Origin of the sequence: Paenibacillus sp. FSL K6-2441 (genome assembly GCF_037964765.1) — a bacterium.
Lineage (GTDB): Bacteria > Bacillota > Bacilli > Paenibacillales > Paenibacillaceae > Fontibacillus > Fontibacillus phoenicis.
Genome location: NZ_CP150174.1, coordinates 214081 through 232715, shown reverse-complemented (window position 1 = coordinate 232715; position 18635 = coordinate 214081). Strand labels below are relative to the sequence as shown.

Sequence of the window (18635 nt, the reverse complement as noted above, 5' to 3'; positions counted from 1 at the left end):
CGGGATAACTTTTTAAGTCCCACTGTTATTTTACTCAATAATCTCCTTAGTTGCAAGCCTGACGTCCGTATCATTTACTTTCTTCCGAGCAGTTATACCCCTAGGCACAAAGAATCCCGTAAGATCCTGACATTTGGATCAGAGAGTTGTCGAAAATAGGCCTGCTGTGTCTCAGCAAAATTGCGGATGGCGGCAAAGCAGATCGGTTGTTTTCATAGAAAAAAAGACCCTCCCGCATAGGGAGAGCCTCGTCTACTTATTCCTCGTTTCTCAATTTCTCAATTGGTCAGTCGGATCGACAAAGCGCTTTTTGATTCCATCCGGAAACTCGGCAGCTCGGTTCCCCGGAGACACAAGCGAACATCAGAGGCCTGCTCGCCGTCATTAAACAATACGACCCCAATCGAATCGTCCGTATTGCGGAACGCGACGGAACGTATCGAAGGCTGTCCCGACTCGGCGGCGATTCTTACGGCCTTCGGACGGATCACTTTGCTGAAATGGGCCAGTGCATAGTAGTCCAGCGTATACTCGAGCTCGCGGGTCTGCTGGTTCACTGTCACGATCCCGCGGCAGGTGCTGCGGCCAAAGCCTGGTACAGTCGGACCATTTTGCTCATCCAAAGCCATATTCCAGAGCACCAATGATTGGCTGTGATTTCGCAATATCTCGATCCCCGTCCGCATGACATTGGAGAACGCCGGTTCAAACGCCGGAATCCATTCCCCGCCAGAGCCTTCGGTAAAATGAACCTCTTTGCCCGGGAAGGCCTCCTTCACTTGGCTTTGCGCCGAGGCTTCCCCTCCATACCAGTGCCACGCCACCCCGTCGACCGCTTCGGCCGCTTCCTTCAGCACAGTCAGCGGATAATCCGGCCGATCCCAGTTATGGTCATACGCCAAAATCTTCGTGGACAAGCCATGCTTCACAAAAGCCGGCTTCAGATAATTTTTCACGAAATCGGTCTGCATCTCAGCCGTCATCAGCATCCCCGGATAATGTCCCGGCACATAAAGCGGTTCGTTCTGCGGCGTCACCGCATATATGGATAAACCGTGCTTGGCGTAAGACTCGATATAACGGACAAAGTAGTTCGCGTACGCTTCGTAATACTCCTTCTTCAGTTCCCCGCCGATCATTGAACCGCTGGTTTTCATCCATCCCGGTGCGCTCCAGGGGGAGCCAAACAGCTTGATGGACGGATTTAAGGCCAGCGCTTCTTTTAAGAGCGGAATGACATCGACTTCGTCGTGACGAATCGAGAACCGCTGCATTTCCGGATCGGACTCACCTTCGGGCAAATCGTTGTAGCTATAGAAGAACCGGGCATAATCCGAGGCCCCCATCGGGTTGCGCAGCACGGATAAGCCAATTCCCTCCTCCGGGTCAAACAGCATCTTCATCAAGGAAGAACGCTGCTCTTCAGGAAGCACCTGATGAATCAGATAGGCGGCCGAATCGGTAAAAGACGCTCCAAACCCATCCATCGTCTGATAGTTGACGCTTTCGTCTAATCGGACCTCGACATCCCCGGCATCGGAATCCGCCGGCCTCAGCTGTTCCTCCGTTGTACGGACGAAGAGTGATTTTTCTCCAGTGGAATAATAAATGTCAAGCTCACGCATGCTGTTTCCCTCCACTTCGATTAATGGCCACGGTTTACTGGAGGCCGAGTTTTTCTTTATTGGCTTTCATTTTCTCCGTACGGATTTGCACGATTTTATCCCAACCGTTGTCCTCAAGGAACTTCTTGTAATTGTTGAGCGTGCTCTCGAATTCTTCGTCGCTCTTGGCGCGGATCAAGCTGACCATCGTCGTGTTCCAAGTGGTGTTAATCGCCGTCAAAGAGCGAGCTTCCGGAGATCCGGCATCCGGGTTGATATTTTCAAGGACGAAGTGAGGGTACAGCTTTCCTTTGCCCCACTCTTGCATTTGCTTGATGGAATCCGGGAAAGCATCGGCGCTGAGCGCTTTGTGACGGTCATGGCCAAAGAACATGAATTCGCCCATGCGGTATTCCTTCTTGAATTTATCGGCATCCTTTTGCTGCAGCTCTTTCACTTCTGGTGTGAATTGCACCGTTCCGTCCGCATTCTTCGTGTAGGTCTCGCCTTCGATGCCGTAGTTCATCAGCATTTGGCCTTCTTCATCCAACAGGTACGTGAAAATTTGGATCGCCTTCGCCGGGTCCTTGCATTGCTTCGTGATAAAGCTGATCATCCAGCCGGTAATCCCGGATTGGTTCAGCTTTGGCGTGTTGCCCACCGTGCTTTGCGGTCCGTCGATCGCCAGGTAGGCTTGATTCGGATGAGCGGTGGCGAAGATTTGCAAGTTGCCGCCTTGCTGCGGCGTTCCGTCCAGCAATATCGTGGCGTATTTGCCGGCTTTCACTTTCTCTTCAAAAGCAGGGCCGTCATCGGCAAAGCTGTCGTCACTGATATTGCCAACTCTATGCACTTCATTTAACGTCTTGAGCCAAGTCAGATAATCCTCGTCCAAATTACGGTTGTAGAACTCGCCGTTCTCCGTTTCCAGCGGAACTCCGAGGAAGTCTTGGAACACATCCCCCAAGGAGCCCGTCCCCTCGCCAATTGAGTTAAATCCAAACGGAATCAGATCCGGGAATTGGGTTTTAATCTGCTGCATCACATTTTTGAATTCCTCAGGCGTACCGATCTTAGGCTGACCCAGCGCTTCGTACACGTCTTTGCGGATTACAAAAGCCGTCTTCGCTGGAATGTTACCGCTGTCATAATCGGCCTGCGTATTGGAGTAGTTCGGGTAACCGTACGTGTTGCCGTCCGCTTGCTTAAACCAGTTGAGCGTATCTTGCGCGGCGACTTTGTTGAAATAAGGGTCGTATTTCTCCGCCAGCTCGTTCAGCGGCAAGGCCCAGGAAGAAGCCTTCTGCACAACGGCCGAATTGGAATCGAACACGGTAATCAAGTCCGGCATGTCGCTTCCGGCAAAAAACGTATTCAGCTTGGTATCGTCGCCGGTAATAAATTTGATATCAATATTCAAATCTTCCTTGATCTTCTTCGTGACCACATCGTTGCCGAAATCGGTATTCCACCAATCGGCGTTCACGTACCAGGTCAGCTGGGTTGGCTCTTCTTTCTTGTCCAGCTTCCATGCCGGCGTGTTCGGGTCCAAGGTATACCGATCTTCCAAGGATACCTCTGTTGCGGCCTTCGAACCGCCGCCGGAGCCGCCGCAGCCGGTAACGATCAGCGCAGCGGTGAGCAGTGCAGCGCATGCGGTCATCCCTTTTCTTGCAAGACTTTTGTTCAACTTAAGCATTCGTTGTACCCTCCTTTTTTTGTAAGAAGCACAGCTAGTCCAACTCGCACATCAAGCCTAGCGTTTCATGCGGATGCGTTACTCCTTCACCGCCCCCAGCATCATGCCCGAGATGAAGTATCTTTGTAACAATGGATAAATCACAACAATCGGCAAAGTCGTAATCACAATTGTTGCGAGTTGAACTCCTTTGGTTGTCGTTTCAATGACGACGGAACCCGCGATGTTCTGCATCGATTGGGTCTGGGACTGTACGATGATTTCGTACAGCTTCATTTGCAGCGGGTACAGGTATTCATCTGTGATGTACAACTTGGTTGTCATAAAGTCATTCCACTGACTTACCCCGTTGAACAAAGCGATGGTAGCCAAGGCCGGCATCGATAACGGGATAAAGATCTTCAAGAAGATTCTCCAGTCGCCGGCACCGTCAATCTTGGCCGATTCCTCCAGGGAATCCGGCACATTGCGGAAGAAATTCATCAAGATCACGACATCGTAATAACTGAACAAAGCCGGAATGATATACACCCAGAAGCTGTTCAGCAGCCCCAGGGATTTAATCAGTAAGTACGTCGGGATCATACCGCCCGAGAAGAACATCGTAATGACGCCCATCGTCACGTACAGCTTGCGGCCGCGTACATTGTTCTTGCTGAGACCGTAGCCAATCATCGCGCAGAAGAAGACGTGGGTCACAACGCCGATGACTGTCTTGAGGACGGAGATCAGGAACGACTGCCAAATCGTATCGTCCCGAAACACCGCCTGGTAGTTCTCCAGAGAAAACTCTTTAGGCCAGAAGACAAACCCTCCTTCGGCAAGAGCTCGTCCCGAACTGAAGGAAGAAACGATGACATTCCAGAGTGGAATCACAATAATGATCGTAAATAAGATCAGGATCACAGCATTCACCGTATCAAAGATTCTGCTGTCGAGATCCTGTTTGAGCACCTTTCGATTCATGGCTGCTGCTCCTTCCTTACAGGACAGATTGATTATCGTTGAGTTTGCTGGTCACCTTATTCGCCAGCACCAACAAAATGACCGATACAACCGAAACCCCAAGTCCGACGGCAGTCGCGTAGGAGAAGTCCCCCTGCGTCATCCCCATCCGGTATACGTAGGAGTTGATGACCTCGGCCTTTTCGCGGTTCTGGGAATTCATCAGCACCAAGGTCTGGTCCAGGTTGGAACCCAGCAGGCCGCTGATGGTCAGAATCAGGTTCAAGCTAATAATCATCCGCATGTTGGGCAGCGTGATGTTCCAAATTTGCCGGAGCCGGCTCGCCCCGTCGATCTTCGCGGCTTCATAATAAGTCGGGTCGATCTTGGCCATGATGGCGAGGTACAGGATCGTTCCCCAGCCCGCCTCTTTCCAAACATCCGACAGCACCGCGATCCACCAATACTTGCCCGGATCAAGCAGAATGTTCTGAGGCTTCGAGATCAAGCCCAAGTCCAGCAGCATCTGGTTGAACATCCCGGTGGTCGAGAACCAGGTGATGAGCATCCCGCCGAGCACGATCCAGGACAAAAAGTGCGGCAGGTACGAGATCGTCTGCACGATTTTTTTAAACCGGCCCAACCCGACCTCATAGATCATAATCGCGAGAATAATCGGGATCACAAAGCCGATGGCCAGCTTCAGGAAGCTGATCCCCAGCGTATTCACCACGGATTCCCAGAAGTATTTGTCGGTGGCGATAATTTTGAAGTTGTCCAAACCTACCCATGGAGCGGAGCTTAACGTATCGATGACCGTATAATTTTTGAAAGCGATCGTAAGTCCGTAGATGGGAATGTAGCAAAAAATAATCATAAAAATGATGCCCGGCCAGATCATCGACTGGATTTCCCACTGCCTGCCGAAATCGATAAAGAACTGCTTCATTCTTAATCCCATCGGCTTTTTGGCTGACGCAGCTGACTTCGCCATTTTGCGCTCCTCTCTTTATCCCGTATGGATAAAAACGTTTTTATTTTCGTCAACAGAACCCCTGTAGTTAACCGCTTACATTTTCCGCTGAGCTCAAGATCAGCTTCGTCTCCGCTTCTCTTAGCTTAAACGAACATGACTTGAGCCTCGCACGATCAGTTCCCCGTCCAGCTTCTGCACCTTCCCCTGCTCCTGCTTCTTAATCATGTTCACCAGATGATTGACCGCCAAGATCCCTTGTCTGGCGATCGGATTGCGAACCGTGGTCAGGGGCGGCGTAAAATACTGGGCAATATCAATATCGTCAAACCCTACGACGCTGATGTCCCTTGGAACCTCGAGGCCGTACGAACGTAACGCTTTAATACAACCAATGGCGCTCAAATCGTTGCCGGCCAGAATCGCGTCCGGCACTTTGCCCGGATGCTTATGAATAAACGCCCGAATCGCATTGTAGGTACTCTCTTCCTCAAAATACCCCTGCACAATAAAATCCTCATCAATCGGCAGCTGATGCTCCCGCAAGGCCGCGAGATATCCCTCTTTCCGCTGTACGCTGTCGTACATCGTATCAACGCCGGAAATGTAGGCGATTTTCTTATGGCCCAGGCTGATCAGGTATTTGGTCGCTTCATAAGCGGACGCATACGAATTAAAAATCACGGTCCCCATCGTTTCCTTCTGAATCACCCGATCCAGAAATACCGCCTTGATCTTGTCCTTCTCCATCATGGCGATATCTTGGTCATCGACCCGCAATTCTTCGTAGATGATCACGCCATCCACCCGGCGGCCCATGATATTGCTGATAATCGTTTGCTTATCGGCGGTAACCATGACATGCAAACCGTATCCCAGCCGCTCGCTCTCGCGCGCCATCGACTCCACCAAAATGTAAAAATAAGGTCCGGATACACTCGTCGTAAAAAAACCAAGCATATTCGTCTTCTTCGACTTGAGCTGCTTCCCGTTTAAGTTCGGTACGTAATTGAGCTGCTTGGCGACCTTCAGCACATGGGATTTGGTCTCCGGATTCAACACATCCACATCGTTGAGCGCGTTGGATACCGTAGAGATGGAAACCCCTGCTGCTTTGGCTACATCCTTAATGGTGACTTTCCCCATCCCTGATTACACCCTTGTCTATAAAAACGTTTTTATATATTCCTCAAGTTATCATAGAAACGCTTTCATGACAATCCCTATTTTATTTGGATCTACACCTTGCGTTTTGAGACAAAATGTCATATAATCTATTTTGTTCGCTAAATTTGCGCCCGTGGTCCAATGGATATGACGTAGGCCTCCGGAGCCTGAGATCGAGGTTCGATTCCTCGCGGGCGCGCCATATATTGCACATTCAAAGTCCTGTGACACAAGTCTTCTGGACTTTTTTATTACCTTGAGTTTGACTTTCTTTGACTTTCTCAAATAAATTGTTTATGATGAGATTAATCCCCATCATTTCCGTCAATTCTTAGATTGATGGAAACGATGAATCCCAAACCATTCCATTCGACGGGGCGTTCCAGTTGAACAGCCTAAATTTAAGGAGGTTTTATCGGTGAGTTATATTCCTATGGTCGTAGAACAAAGCAACCGCGGCGAACGCGCTTATGACATTTATTCCCGTCTGCTCAAAGACCGGATTATTTTCCTGGGCTCCCAGGTAAACGATGTTGTTGCCAACTCCATCATTGCCCAGATGCTGTTTCTGGACGCGGAAGATCCAACCAAGGACATCCACCTATACATTAACAGCCCTGGCGGTTCCATTACGGCCGGCATGGCGATTTATGATACGATGCAATTTATCAAGGCGGACGTCTCCACGATTTGCGTTGGGCTGGCCGCTTCGATGGGCGCCTTCCTGTTGAACGCAGGTGCGCCGGGGAAACGTTATGCGCTGCCAAACAGCGAAATCATGATCCATCAACCGCTCGGCGGAGCGGAAGGTCAAGCGACGGACATCGAGATCCGCGCCCGCCGTATCCTCAAGATGCGCGATAAACTGAACCGAATCCTCTCGGAACGCACCGGCCAACCGCTGGAACGGATCGAGAAGGACACCGACCGCGACTACTTCATGAGCGCGGCAGAAGCGAAGGAATACGGCTTGATCGACCAAGTCATCGAGAAAGTGAATCCGGCCAAAGCTTAAGGCTATACAGAAAAGGCTGCTCTTCGAACAGAAAGTGCTGTTCGAGGAGCGGCCTTTCTTGTTATATTTATCTTTAAATAACTTAACGAGAGAGTTCAAAAGGTCAGAATAGCAAGCTACAGGCACACACCTCGAGATAGCCCTTCTGCTCTAACGCTGATGAGAAGCGCTATGTTGGCAAAATTGGCGTGCCCGCGGCTCTAACGACGCTGAGAAGCACTATTTCGACGCAAGTGCTTATTTTCAGGCGGATATTTGGTAAATAAGCATTCTGGCAAGCGTTATACTTTCAACATCGTGATTTTGGCGGGTATAAGGTCGGTGGTAAGCGTTAGAAGGATGACTTTTTGAACGACTTTTTTAAAGGAGCGAACCGGGAGATGGAACAAAGAAAAAAATTGTATGAAGTAAGCCGTACGTTGGCGGATGTCGCCATGGGCAAAGCCAAAGCCGATTTGGTGGTTAAGGGCGGCACCTTAGTCAACGTCTATACCGGAGAGCTGCTGCCGAATACGGACGTCGCGGTTGCCGAAGGGCGGATCGCCTTCGTAGGGGACGCCGCGCACACGATCGGCGAGAACACCGTTGTGATCGATGCGGCAGGCCGCCACATCGTTCCCGGGCTCCTGGACGGGCATATGCACGTGGAGAGCACCATGCTGTCGGTGGCTGAGTTCGCCAAGGCTGCGCTTCCCAAAGGAACGACCGGTATTTTTATGGACCCGCATGAAATCGCCAACGTGTTTGGAGCGGAGGGCGTGCGCTGGATGCATGAGGAGGGCCAAGGCTTGCCGCTTAAGGTGTATACTACATTCCCTTCCTGTGTACCGGCCACCGATCATTTGGAGGATGCCGGATCGTCGCTGGACACCCGCGATATCGCCGACGGGATGACCTGGGACGGCGTCGAGGGGCTGGGCGAGGTCATGAACTTCCCCGGCGTCGTATACGGAGACCCGAAAATGCTCGGCGAAATCCAAGCCACAATGGAAGCAGGCAAAACCGTCACCGGACATTTTCCGAGTGACGACGAGCGCATGCTTCAGGCCTACCTGGCCTCGGGTGTGACTTCCTGTCATGAGACCGTAACCCGGGAGCAAGGGCTCGCCAAGCTGCGCCTCGGGATGCACCTGATGATCCGCGAGGGCTCAGCATGGCATGACGTCAAGGAAGTGATCAAGGTGGTCACCGAAGATAAGGTGAATACCTCGAACATTATGCTCGTCACCGACGATGTGTATCCGCAAACCTTGATTGAGCAAGGCCACATGAACCATGTCGTGCGCCGGGCGATTGAAGAGGGCGTCGATCCGGTTACCGCGATCCAGATGGGAACCATCAATACGGCGCGGTACTTCAAGGTCGACGGCGACGTGGGCGGCATTGCGCCGGGCAAATGCGCGGACCTGCTGCTGATCGGCGACCTGCGGCGGATGGAGCCGTCGACCGTGATCGCCGACGGCAAGGTCGCCTACGACGCCGGGCAGCTCCGCGTCCCGTTCCCGGCGTACCCGTACCCGGCGCAGGCGCGCGCTTCGGTGAAATTGGCGCGTCCGCTGACCGCCGACGATTTCCTCTACCGCAGCGCCAGCGGCAAGACGGAAACGACGATCCACGTCGTCGACGTGATCGAGAACAGCGCCCGCACGGCGAAGGGAACGGCAACCGTTCCGGTTGACGGGAAGGGAGTCGTGCGTCCGGCCGTCGAGCAGGACATCGCCACACTGGCCTGCATCGACCGCCACCGCGGTTCCGGCGAGCTGTCCCTCGCCTTCGCGCGCGGCTTTGGACTCAAGCAGGGGGCTGTAGCCTCTACCGTTGCGCATGACAGTCACAATCTCATCGTCATGGGTACGAATCCCGAGGACATGGCGTTTGCTGCGAATGAGCTGGCGAAGCTGGGCGGCGGCATGATCGCCGTACTGAACGGCCAAGTGCTCGCCGCCGTGCCGATGGCCATCGCCGGCCTGATGTCCGATCAGCCGCTGGAGACGGTGGTCGCCCAGGTGAAAGAGCTCGAAGCCGCCTGGAAGCAGCTCGGCTGCCAACTGAACGCGCCGTTCATGACGTTTTCTCTGATTGCCTTGCCGGTCATTCCGGAGCTGCGTATCACCAACCGCGGTCTAGCGGACGTGAACGAGTTCAAGCTCGTGCCCGTGGAAGTCGGTTAAGCCGCATGCATGTAAATAACCCGCCGAGAAAGTGAACCCTTTCTGGCGGGTTTTGTTTTACTCCATACCGGAGTCGCTCGCACCTACAAATGAGGGTGCAGCTCTTCCACCGACTCACGCCGAACCAGCTTCGTATCCAGCAGAACTAGCTCCCCGCCGGCCGGCGGCCCCTCGATCAGCTCGAGGATTTTGCGCGCGCCCATCCGGCTGAGTTGCTCAATGGGCCGCTTCACCGTTGTCAGCGGCGGATTCGTATAGTGCGAGAAGCCGATGTCGTCAAAGCCAACGACCGAGACGTCCGCCGGAATCCGCAATCCCGCCTCCGCCGCGGCCTTCATCGCACCGATGGCCATGTCGTCGTTGCAGCAGAACACCGCAGTTGGCCGCTCCGGCAGCGCCAGCAACCGGTGCATCGCCAGATAACCGCTCTCCACGTCGTAGCGGCCCTCGACGAGCCATTCCTCCCTTACCGCCAGGCCAGCATCCTTCATGGCTCGCAAATACCCTTCCTTGCGCTCCTGCGTCGACTTGTAGCCGGCGATCCCCTCCACCAGGCCAATGCGTGTATGCCCACGGCCCGCCAAGTATTGCGTCAACTCGTAAGCTCCTGCCCGGTCATTGGACACGAAATTAACGATGGTCGAGTCACCCGCATTCCGGTTCAGCACGACCAAAGGAATCCCCTGCTCTCGCACATGGCGAATAAACGTGTCGTCACGCTCACTTTGGCTCATGAGCAGAATGCCGTCGAACCGTCGCCGATGGATCGAGCTAAAGTCCTCAAAATCGTCGATCCCCAGCAGAAACAAGTTGTACTGGACACCAACCTCCTGACTCACACCGCGGATGGCCTCTGCCAGGAAACTGGAGGACGTCCCTTGAACCATACTCGTAAAAAACAACCCAATCGTATGCGAACGCTGCAGCACCAAACTTTTGGCGTTATAATTCGGCACGTAGTTCAGCTGCTCAGCGATCTCCATAATCTTGCGTTTGGTCTCCTCCTTAATCAGCGGGCTGTTGTTCAGCGCCCGGGAAACCGTCATATGCGAGACATTCGCCAGCTTGGCGATGTCTTTGATCGTAGCGGACATACAGCAGCGTCAATCCTTTCTATGCCTCGGGAAAAGCAAAATACCGCTTGGCATTGCCATAGCAAATATCCGTCACGATCCGGCCCAGCAGATCATAGTCCTCCGGCGCCTCGCCGCGCTCCACCCAATCGCCAAGCACGTCGCATAAGAGGCGGCGGAAATATTCGTGCCGCGTATACGACAGGAAGCTGCGGGAGTCCGTCAGCATCCCGATGAACTGCGACAACACGCCAAAATTGGCTAGCGTGTGCATTTGCTGGATCATGCCGTCTTTGTTGTCATTAAACCACCAAGCGGTGCCAAATTGAATTTTACCAGGTACGCCGCCGCCCTGGAAGCTGCCCATCATGCTGGCGAGCGCCCAATAATCGTTAGGGTTCAGCGAATACAGGATCGTCTTTGGCAGCCCGCCGTCCTGCTCGATCGCGTCCAGCAACCGGGCCAGCGCTTCGGCCAGAGGCCCGTCGTTAATCGCATCATAGCCCGTATCCGGACCCAGCCGTTGAAACATGGCCGTATTCGTGTTCCGTAACGCATGAATATGCAGCTGCATCGCCCAGCCGCGGGCAGCGTATTCCTTGCCCAGGAACACCATCGTATACGATTTGTATTTCCGTTCCTCCTCCGGCGTTACCGAACCTTGGCTCAGCGCCTTCGCGAAGATCGCCTCCACTTCCTCCAGCGTCGCTTTCTCGTATTCCAGTGTATCCAGCGCGTGGTCAGATACGCGGCCGCCGATCTCATGGAAGAAGTCGATCCGTTCTCTTAACGCATCCAATAGCGCCCCATAATTCTGAATCGGCTTCCCAGCCGCCGCCTCCAGCTTTGCCAGCCAAGGCTTAAACGTGGCACGATTGATCTCCAGGAACTTGTCTGGGCGGAAGCTGGGCAGCACCACCGTATCGAAGCCTTCCAGTTTCTTGATCTTCAAATGGTACTCCAGCGAATCCGCCGGGTCATCGGTTGTGCAGACCACTGTCACCTTCGATTTCGTAATCAAGTCCCGCGCGCCAAAGCCTTCACTTTGCAGCTGGGCATTCGCTTGTTCCCAGATGACCGGCGCAGTCTCCTCATTCAGCAGCTCATCAATCCCAAAAAACCGCTGCAGCTCCAAGTGCGTCCAATGGTACAGCGGATTCCCCAGCAGCTGCGGCACTACCTTCGCCCAGGCGAGAAACTTGTCGTAATCGTCCGCCCCACCGGTGATCAGTTCCTCGTCGATGCCGCAGGCCCGCATCACCCGCCATTTGTAATGGTCGCCGCCCAGCCAAGCCTCGGTTAAGTTGCGGAACGTCTTATTTTCGTAGATCTCCTGCGGGCTTAAATGGCAGTGATAATCGATGATCGGCAGTTCCTTCGCGTATTGATGATACAACTTCTCCGCCGTCTCGCTGTTCAGCAGAAAGTTTTCCCCTAAAAATTTCTTCGCCATTTCCCATTCTCCCTTCATTTAGTTCAACTAATTGTTAACGTTAACATTAGTATGCTGCTTAATATTGTAAACGTTTTATCGGAAAACGCAAGAGAGAATATGGGCCCTTGACCGATTAAAAAAGCCCCCTCAGCCACGAATGCAGCCGAGAGGGCGTTTAACATTGATTCGATAAAGCTTCAGCGTGTTTTGAAATCAAACGGATTCGTTCCCGGCGGCAGCAGCTGGCTAAACGGGAAATAAAATTCCGGGAAACCAAACACATAAGGCAAGTATTCGTACAGTTGGAAAAAGATCGTCACGCCCTCATCCTTCACATAATATGACGGATTCGAGCCGATCGTTTTGAAGTTACCGAAGTAACCTTCCGTTTCCTGCAGCTTCTTGGCGATTTCCGGATCGACGATGCTGCGGTAATTCGGGTTTGCCCGGAGCAGCTCGTCCAGCGTCAGCAGCTTTCCGTTATCCAGCCGGAATGTTAAGCCGTCGCGTACGGTAATCCCATGCGCACCGCCGGTGTAGGAGTACCAGTCCTGATAGAGGCTGAGCCCCCCGTCGCGGTTGTACGTCACTTTGTAAGTACCGACATACTCATAGGGGTTCCCACTTTGTGTCGACGGTTGTCCCGCCTTCGCTTCCTTCAGCGCATTAGCCACAAATTTTTCCGCCTTGTTCTTGAACAGCTTATTGATCTTCTTCTGCACCGACTTGTGCTTTAATCCGCTCAGCTGTGGATAGTCGACTTTAATCGACGCTTCCGGAATCTTCTTCTCGATCGTATGGTTCGTGATTTTGACGCCTTGCCGCTCCTGCACAAGCGCCGAGCCTGCCTCATTCGCCTTCCCGCTGATCTCGACTGGAGACTGCGGCGCAGCTTCGGCCGGAACAACGGCTAAGCCGGATATCATCAAGCCTGCGGTCATCAGCAAAGTGATCATTTCTACCGTGTTACGCTTCACTTGTTATCGCCACCCTCTATCGGTTAATACCTAAATTATGACCCGGGTGGCAAAAATTCATGTACGCAAAAACGCCAGCACGCCTTCCCTCAAGGAAAGCGCCTGACGCTATTGTAAAATGTAAGCCGATATTACTCACGGCCGCTCTTCAATTCAGTCCAGTACCGGTCGTACAGCTGCAGCTTATCGCCTACGTCACTCAGCCATTCGGTACGGGACAACTCATCCTCTGACAGGTTAATCATCTTGTCGTTCCGGTATTCTTCGCTGTGGAACTCCGCTGCTTTCACATTCGGATCGCTGTATCCGATCGCTTCGTAGTTCTTCGCGCTAATTTCCGGATCGAGCATGAAGTTGATAAACTTCTCGGCCAGCTCTTTATGCTTCGAATCCTTCGGAATCGCATAGTTATCCGACCAGATCGTGCCGCCTTCCTTAGGTACTACATAAGCGACATCCGGATTGTCTTGGGCAATGTAGGAAGCGTCACCCGACCATACGGTGGCGATCCAGCCTTCTTCTTGAATCATTTTTTGCTTGATGTTGTCGGTATCGAAAGCCAGCACACTTGGCAGCAGCTTCTTCAAATCCTCCACAGCCGTCGTGATTTCACCTTCGTCGGTGGAGCTGTTGGAATAGCCGTTCTTTTTCAAGGCCATACCAATTACTTCGCGGTTATCGTCCAGCAAAATGACCTTGCCCTTGTATTCCGGATTCCACAGGTCCTCCCAGCTGTCGATCTCGTCTTTCACGTATTTCTTGTTATACGCAATCCCCGTAACCCCCGAAGTGTATACGATCGAGTATTTGTTCCCCGGATCGTAGGAAGGGTTTTTATACGCGTCAGACACGTTCGCAAAGTTCGGAATGTTGTTCATATCCAGCGGTGCCAGCAGATCCTGCTTGATCATCGTAGCCACCATGTAATCGGACGGTTGAATCAAATCGTAACCGCCGCCGCCCGCCTTAATTTTAGCCAGCAGATCCTCATTGTTGGCAAACACGTCATAATTGATTTTTACGTCAAACTCTTTCTCGAACTGCTCCAGCACTTCCTCGTCAAAGTTATCCGCCCAGCTGTAAATGTTGAGCGTCTCTTTCGACGATCCGCAACCCGACAATAGTCCGGCAACCAACATCCCTGCCAGTACGAGACCGGCCCATCTCTTTTTGTTCAATTCCCAATCTCCCTTCGGTTTCGTCTTATGGAATATCAAAATTCGCCTAAAACGGCAGCAATGATTGTTTCTTCTGGCCCTTGCCGCGATTCAGCACAAATTGCGCCAGGAAGATCAAAGCGACCGTCACCAGGATCAAAATCGTACACAGCGCGTTAATTTCCGGGGAAATACCCCGTTTGACCTGCCCATAGATATAAATCGGCAATGTGGTCGAATTTGGCCCGCTAACAAAGAAGCTGACCATGAAATCGTCCAGCGACAGCGTAAACGCGATCAAGGCCCCGGAGATAATGCCCGGAGCAATCTGCGGCAACGTCACGTATCGGAAGGTTTGCCACGAGCTCGCCCCCAAATCCTGCGCTGCCTCCTCCAGTTGTCCCCCCATGCCGGAAAGACGCGTAGTCACGACAACGTAGACGTAGGACAAACTAAAGGTGATATGGGCAATAATAATCGTTATTTTACCCAGCGGCATATGGAGCTGATTAAACAGTACCAGCAACGACAAGCCCATGATGATATCGGGAATGATGATCGGCAAATACAACAAGCCGCCCATGCCCGGCTTCAAGCGGCGTCCGATCTTCCGCATCGACAGCGCCGCCAGCGTGCCAAGCACCGTCGAGATTACCGTTGAGACGATCGCCACGGTTAAGCTGTTGGCCAAGGCCTCCATGACATGGCGGTTATCAAACAGCGAGATGTACCAGTCGAACGTAAAGCCGCTCCAATCGGCCGCTAGCCTGGAACTGTTAAACGAATACGCAACGATAAACAGGATCGGCACATAGATGAAAATCATCATGATCAGCGAATGAACGCCGAGCAGCGGATGGCTTTTGGTTTTCATGAACGCACCTCCCGCACCCTTTGATACCGGGACGTCATCGCCCGATTAAACAGCGCAATCAGAATCAGCGAGGTGATCACGAAGATCACGGACAACGCCGAGCCAAACGGCCAGTTGCGGGCCCCAAGGAACTGACTCTGAATGATGTTGCTGATCATTGCCGATTTCGCCCCGCCGAGAATGTCCGTCACGACAAACATGCCGGTTGTCGAAACGTACACCAGCACGGAGCCGGTCATGATCCCCGACTTCGTTTGCGGCAGCGTAATGTGCCAGAACGCTTTCCAGCTCGACGCACCCAAATCGCTGGCCGCCTCCAGCAGTCGCTTGTCCATCTGCTCCAACGCCACAAATATCGGCAACACCATAAACGGAATAAACGTATACACCATGCCGAGCAACACAGCGCCCTTCGTATACAGCATCTGCAGCGGTTCGGAGATCAGTCCGATGCTGAGCAAGAACTCATTGACGATCCCTTGCGTCCGCAGCAGCAGCACCCAGGCATAAGTGCGGATCAGAAAGTTGATCCAAAACGGCACGGTAATAAGCACCAGGCCCCAGGTTTGCATTCTCGGACCGGCGTTCGCAATATAATAGGCCAACGGGTAACTGAGCAATAGACATAATGCGGTCGTCATCACGGATAACACAATCGTATCCCAATAAATGCCCAAATATAACGGGTCAAAAAATAACGCATAGGCATCCAAATTAAAGTCCAGCACCACATTGCCAAGCTCGTCACGACCCATAAAAGAGATGCCTATGACGATCAGCATCGGCACAACCAGGAACAGGCATAACCACAGGAACACCGGCAGCATGCTTAAGCCAGATTTTTTCATGATCCGATGACCACCTCATCCTCCGGCTTCCAATCCACCCCAACCGTCTCCCCGATTTGCCACGTACGCTCATCGTTGACATCCAGCACGATGGATACGGTCATCGGTTCGTTATCCAGCTGCACGATCAGCTTATGCACGCCGCCGAGGTACAGCACGTCCATCAGCTCGCCGCTGCGCTTCGTTTCGACGCCTTCGCCGCTCCGCACGGCCTTGAGCTTCTCCGGACGCACGGCGAACAGCTGCCCGTCCCGGGAGAAAATATTGTTCTCGCCAACGAAGGTGGCCGAAAACAACGTAGCCGGCTGTGCGTAAATTTCCCGCGGTGTGCCGATCTGCTCCACTCGGCCGCTGTTCATCACGACGATGCGGTCAGACATCATCATCGCTTCTTCCTGGTCATGCGTCACGTAGACGAACGTGATGCCCAGACTGCGCTGCAGCTGCTTGAGCTCGGCCTGCAGGCTTTTGCGCAGCTGCAGGTCCAGCGCGCCCAGCGGCTCATCGAGCAGCAGCACCCGCGGCTTGTTGGCGATCGCCCGCGCGATGGCCACCCGTTGCTGCTGCCCGCCGGACAGCTGGTGCGGATACCGCTTCGTGAGCGCGGTCAGCTGCGTCATCTCAACCGCCTCCCGCACACGTTCCTGCTGCTGCTTGATCGGCATCTTTTTCATCTTCAGTCCAAAGGCGACATTCTCTTCCACCGTCATATGAGGAAATAATGCATAATGTTGAAAGACAAGGTTCAAATCCCGGCGATTCGGCGGCAAATTCGTCAGGTCCTTTCCGTCCAGCAGGATTTTCCCGGAGGTCGGTTGCTCGAACCCGGCGATCATGCGCAAAATCGTCGTCTTGCCGCAGCCGCTTGGGCCCAGCAAGGTGAGGAATTCCCCTTCCTTAATCGTGAGCGATAGCGGATGCAAGGCGACCTGTCCCGCAAAGTGCTTCTCCACCGCGGCCAGTTCTATCATCTTTGCATCAACTCCTTCAATGTAGGCTTGTCTTCCTAAGAAAAAAAAGCCATATCCATTGGTATGGCTTTATCGGGTACTTCGATTCATTTTTTCGCATATTCACTATACCTTGTTTTGGCGCGGGTTACAATAGTTTTGCTATAATTCCCTTGGGTTTTCAAGGAACTCTGAGTAATGCTACTCACTATCCCCTAGCTTCATCATTTGATCTATAACTTCAGAAATCCCCCTATTAACAGTAATCATGGTGTCTCTATATTGGGGTTGCGTAATGAATTCCCTGGGATAGCTTGTAATATTATACAAGGTTAAATCCTCCGTGGATGAAGATGCTAATAAAGGTCTTATTTTCATCAGTGAGCCTTTTACTTCCGCCCAACTTTCAGGAAATTCTGAATTATTTTGTTGACTAAATAAATATTTATTTAGAACATAGACCATCCTTTGCAAGTTCTTATTCGTTTCAACAATGTTAGTAAGTTCATAATTGTATTCTTTCCCATCCATTTTTTCCAATAATACATCCAGTTTTGTATAATAATCAGAGCTAATTCCCATTAAAAAACCCTCTGAGAATAAGTACGCTTCCTTTGGTGTTCGATCATCATCTTCTAATTCAATTAAAAATCTATAGGTACTTAGAACGCGATCAGAATAAGTAGTAAATATATCATAAATATTTTGAGTTTCAGATTTCTTTTCTACCTTGGTTTGATCGAATATGATGTATTGGATTAAATTCGATAACAATACAACTATAGCTGTGATTAAAATCCACTTGAAATTAACACCTTTTTTCACTATTGGGAACACTTCCCTTTATTAGGAATTATAATCCAAAAAAAATAAAGTAAACGGGAACAAAATCACTGCCCATTTACTTTATTATACATAAAATGTACTATTTTGAAAGTGTAACAGAGGCAGTTGCGGCCTTTGTCCAATTTTTTTCGACATCTGTTGTTGTTACTGTGTAGTTCACACCTATCTCAAGAGGACTACCCCATGTCCAGCTTGCTGTACCTGAATATTGTTCTGATTTTTGAGTTGTATCATAAGTATGAGTATACTTGGCAGCTGTTGTAGTTTGTCCTGTTGTTTTTGCAGATAATTTTGCATATGCACTTACTGTCCATGCATCTCCACCGCCCTCAAGGTTATCATAGATGTTGAAAAGTATTGTTCCTGAGTTTCTATTATCGGCATCGGCTAACCACATATTCGCAGAATTACTTGTCCCACTCGACACGTAATTAAACTTTTTAGAATCCCAGTTAATAGAAACAACGTCGTATGAAGCTGGATACAATTCATAGGTAGCATCTGCAGGAAGTGATGCTTTTTTCTCAACCTGTACCCAAGCGTAGTACCTGTCACTATCCTTCGTAATATAGTTTGTAAGTACTCTTAATTGGGGACTGAGTGCCATTGGAGTCATGCTATTAGATTCATTTCCTTTAGCATCAAAAATAACAGTATCACTTGCTAGTACTTCAATACCCTTTGATTCCAGAAATTGTATGACATCTTGTTTTGTAGCACCGTTAGTTTTCATTCGGTCAACTTGCTGTACTATTTTGCCGAAATCTTCTTCACTGCGCCCTATATCTGCACTTGCAACTCCTGAAAAACTACTGAGAATAAAAGATAAAACCAATAAAAATAAACTTAATCTTTTCATTTTTCTTTACTCCTTAATTTTGGTATTTTATACCTGTTTCTA

Annotated in this window: 16 protein-coding genes and 1 tRNA gene; 3 read left to right on the top strand and 14 right to left on the bottom strand. The window is 51.4% G+C overall.

Annotated features, from left to right (window positions below):
* Window positions 1–278 precede the first annotated feature (278 nt).
* The 5 genes from NSQ80_RS01085 to NSQ80_RS01065 all read right to left on the bottom strand — a co-directional run bounded on the left by NSQ80_RS01085 (window position 279) and on the right by NSQ80_RS01065 (window position 6367).
* Window positions 279–1625 carry a glycoside hydrolase family 30 beta sandwich domain-containing protein gene (locus tag NSQ80_RS01085; protein WP_339300969.1) on the bottom strand — a complete coding sequence of 449 codons (1347 nt, stop codon included), beginning with the start codon at window positions 1623–1625 and terminating at the stop codon, window positions 279–281.
* Between the two features lie 34 nt (window positions 1626–1659).
* Window positions 1660–3303 (bottom strand): sugar ABC transporter substrate-binding protein, encoded by a 1644-nt coding sequence (locus tag NSQ80_RS01080; RefSeq protein WP_009224977.1) that lies wholly within the window; start codon window positions 3301–3303, stop codon window positions 1660–1662.
* A gap of 78 nt (window positions 3304–3381) precedes the next feature.
* Window positions 3382–4269, bottom strand: a complete 888-nt coding sequence (locus NSQ80_RS01075) for a carbohydrate ABC transporter permease (protein WP_339300965.1) — start codon at window positions 4267–4269, stop codon at window positions 3382–3384.
* A gap of 16 nt (window positions 4270–4285) precedes the next feature.
* Entirely contained in the window at window positions 4286–5242 is a 957-nt protein-coding gene (locus tag NSQ80_RS01070) for an ABC transporter permease subunit (protein WP_260071830.1), read from the bottom strand.
* A 120-nt stretch (window positions 5243–5362) separates the two neighbouring features.
* Window positions 5363–6367 carry a LacI family DNA-binding transcriptional regulator gene (locus tag NSQ80_RS01065; RefSeq protein ID WP_009224980.1) on the bottom strand — a complete coding sequence of 335 codons (1005 nt, stop codon included), beginning with the start codon at window positions 6365–6367 and terminating at the stop codon, window positions 5363–5365.
* Between the two features lie 148 nt (window positions 6368–6515).
* Between NSQ80_RS01065 and NSQ80_RS01060 the strand changes: the two genes are divergently transcribed.
* From NSQ80_RS01060 to ade, 3 genes are all read left to right on the top strand, one after another.
* Window positions 6516–6590 (top strand) — tRNA-Arg (locus NSQ80_RS01060).
* Window positions 6591–6806: 216 nt separating this feature from the next.
* Window positions 6807–7403, top strand: coding sequence for an ATP-dependent Clp endopeptidase proteolytic subunit ClpP (gene clpP / locus NSQ80_RS01055; RefSeq protein ID WP_009224981.1), 597 nt, complete (start codon window positions 6807–6809; stop codon window positions 7401–7403).
* Window positions 7404–7783: 380 nt separating this feature from the next.
* Entirely contained in the window at window positions 7784–9574 is a 1791-nt protein-coding gene (ade, locus tag NSQ80_RS01050; protein ID WP_339300961.1) for an adenine deaminase, read from the top strand.
* 83 nt (window positions 9575–9657) lie between these two features.
* On the opposite strand, the gene NSQ80_RS01045 is transcribed toward ade, so the two are convergent.
* From NSQ80_RS01045 to NSQ80_RS01005, 9 genes are all read right to left on the bottom strand, one after another.
* Window positions 9658–10668 (bottom strand): LacI family DNA-binding transcriptional regulator, encoded by a 1011-nt coding sequence (locus tag NSQ80_RS01045; protein ID WP_339300959.1) that lies wholly within the window; start codon window positions 10666–10668, stop codon window positions 9658–9660.
* A 19-nt stretch (window positions 10669–10687) separates the two neighbouring features.
* A complete protein-coding gene (uxaC, locus tag NSQ80_RS01040; protein ID WP_339300957.1) occupies window positions 10688–12100 on the bottom strand; it encodes a glucuronate isomerase in 1413 nt (470 codons plus the stop codon).
* A 179-nt stretch (window positions 12101–12279) separates the two neighbouring features.
* Window positions 12280–13059, bottom strand: coding sequence for a DUF3298 and DUF4163 domain-containing protein (locus NSQ80_RS01035; protein ID WP_339300955.1), 780 nt, complete (start codon window positions 13057–13059; stop codon window positions 12280–12282).
* 131 nt (window positions 13060–13190) lie between these two features.
* Window positions 13191–14237 carry a spermidine/putrescine ABC transporter substrate-binding protein gene (locus NSQ80_RS01030; protein WP_036645077.1) on the bottom strand — a complete coding sequence of 349 codons (1047 nt, stop codon included), beginning with the start codon at window positions 14235–14237 and terminating at the stop codon, window positions 13191–13193.
* A gap of 46 nt (window positions 14238–14283) precedes the next feature.
* Window positions 14284–15090 (bottom strand): ABC transporter permease, encoded by an 807-nt coding sequence (locus tag NSQ80_RS01025; protein ID WP_339300953.1) that lies wholly within the window; start codon window positions 15088–15090, stop codon window positions 14284–14286.
* Complete coding sequence (locus NSQ80_RS01020) at window positions 15087–15938, bottom strand: ABC transporter permease (protein WP_009224988.1); 852 nt, start codon at window positions 15936–15938, stop codon at window positions 15087–15089. Before NSQ80_RS01020 ends, NSQ80_RS01025 begins: the two co-directional genes overlap by 4 nt.
* Window positions 15935–16909: an ABC transporter ATP-binding protein gene (locus NSQ80_RS01015; RefSeq protein WP_009224989.1), complete on the bottom strand. Its 975-nt coding sequence runs from the start codon at window positions 16907–16909 to the stop codon at window positions 15935–15937. The genes NSQ80_RS01020 and NSQ80_RS01015 overlap by 4 nt, the downstream gene beginning before the upstream one ends.
* 180 nt (window positions 16910–17089) lie before the next feature.
* The gene (locus tag NSQ80_RS01010) at window positions 17090–17713 is read right to left on the bottom strand and encodes a hypothetical protein (protein WP_339300950.1); all 624 of its coding nucleotides are present in this window, start codon (window positions 17711–17713) and stop codon (window positions 17090–17092) included.
* Window positions 17714–17813: 100 nt separating this feature from the next.
* Window positions 17814–18593, bottom strand: coding sequence for a hypothetical protein (locus NSQ80_RS01005; RefSeq protein ID WP_339300948.1), 780 nt, complete (start codon window positions 18591–18593; stop codon window positions 17814–17816).
* Window positions 18594–18635: the final 42 nt, after the last annotated feature.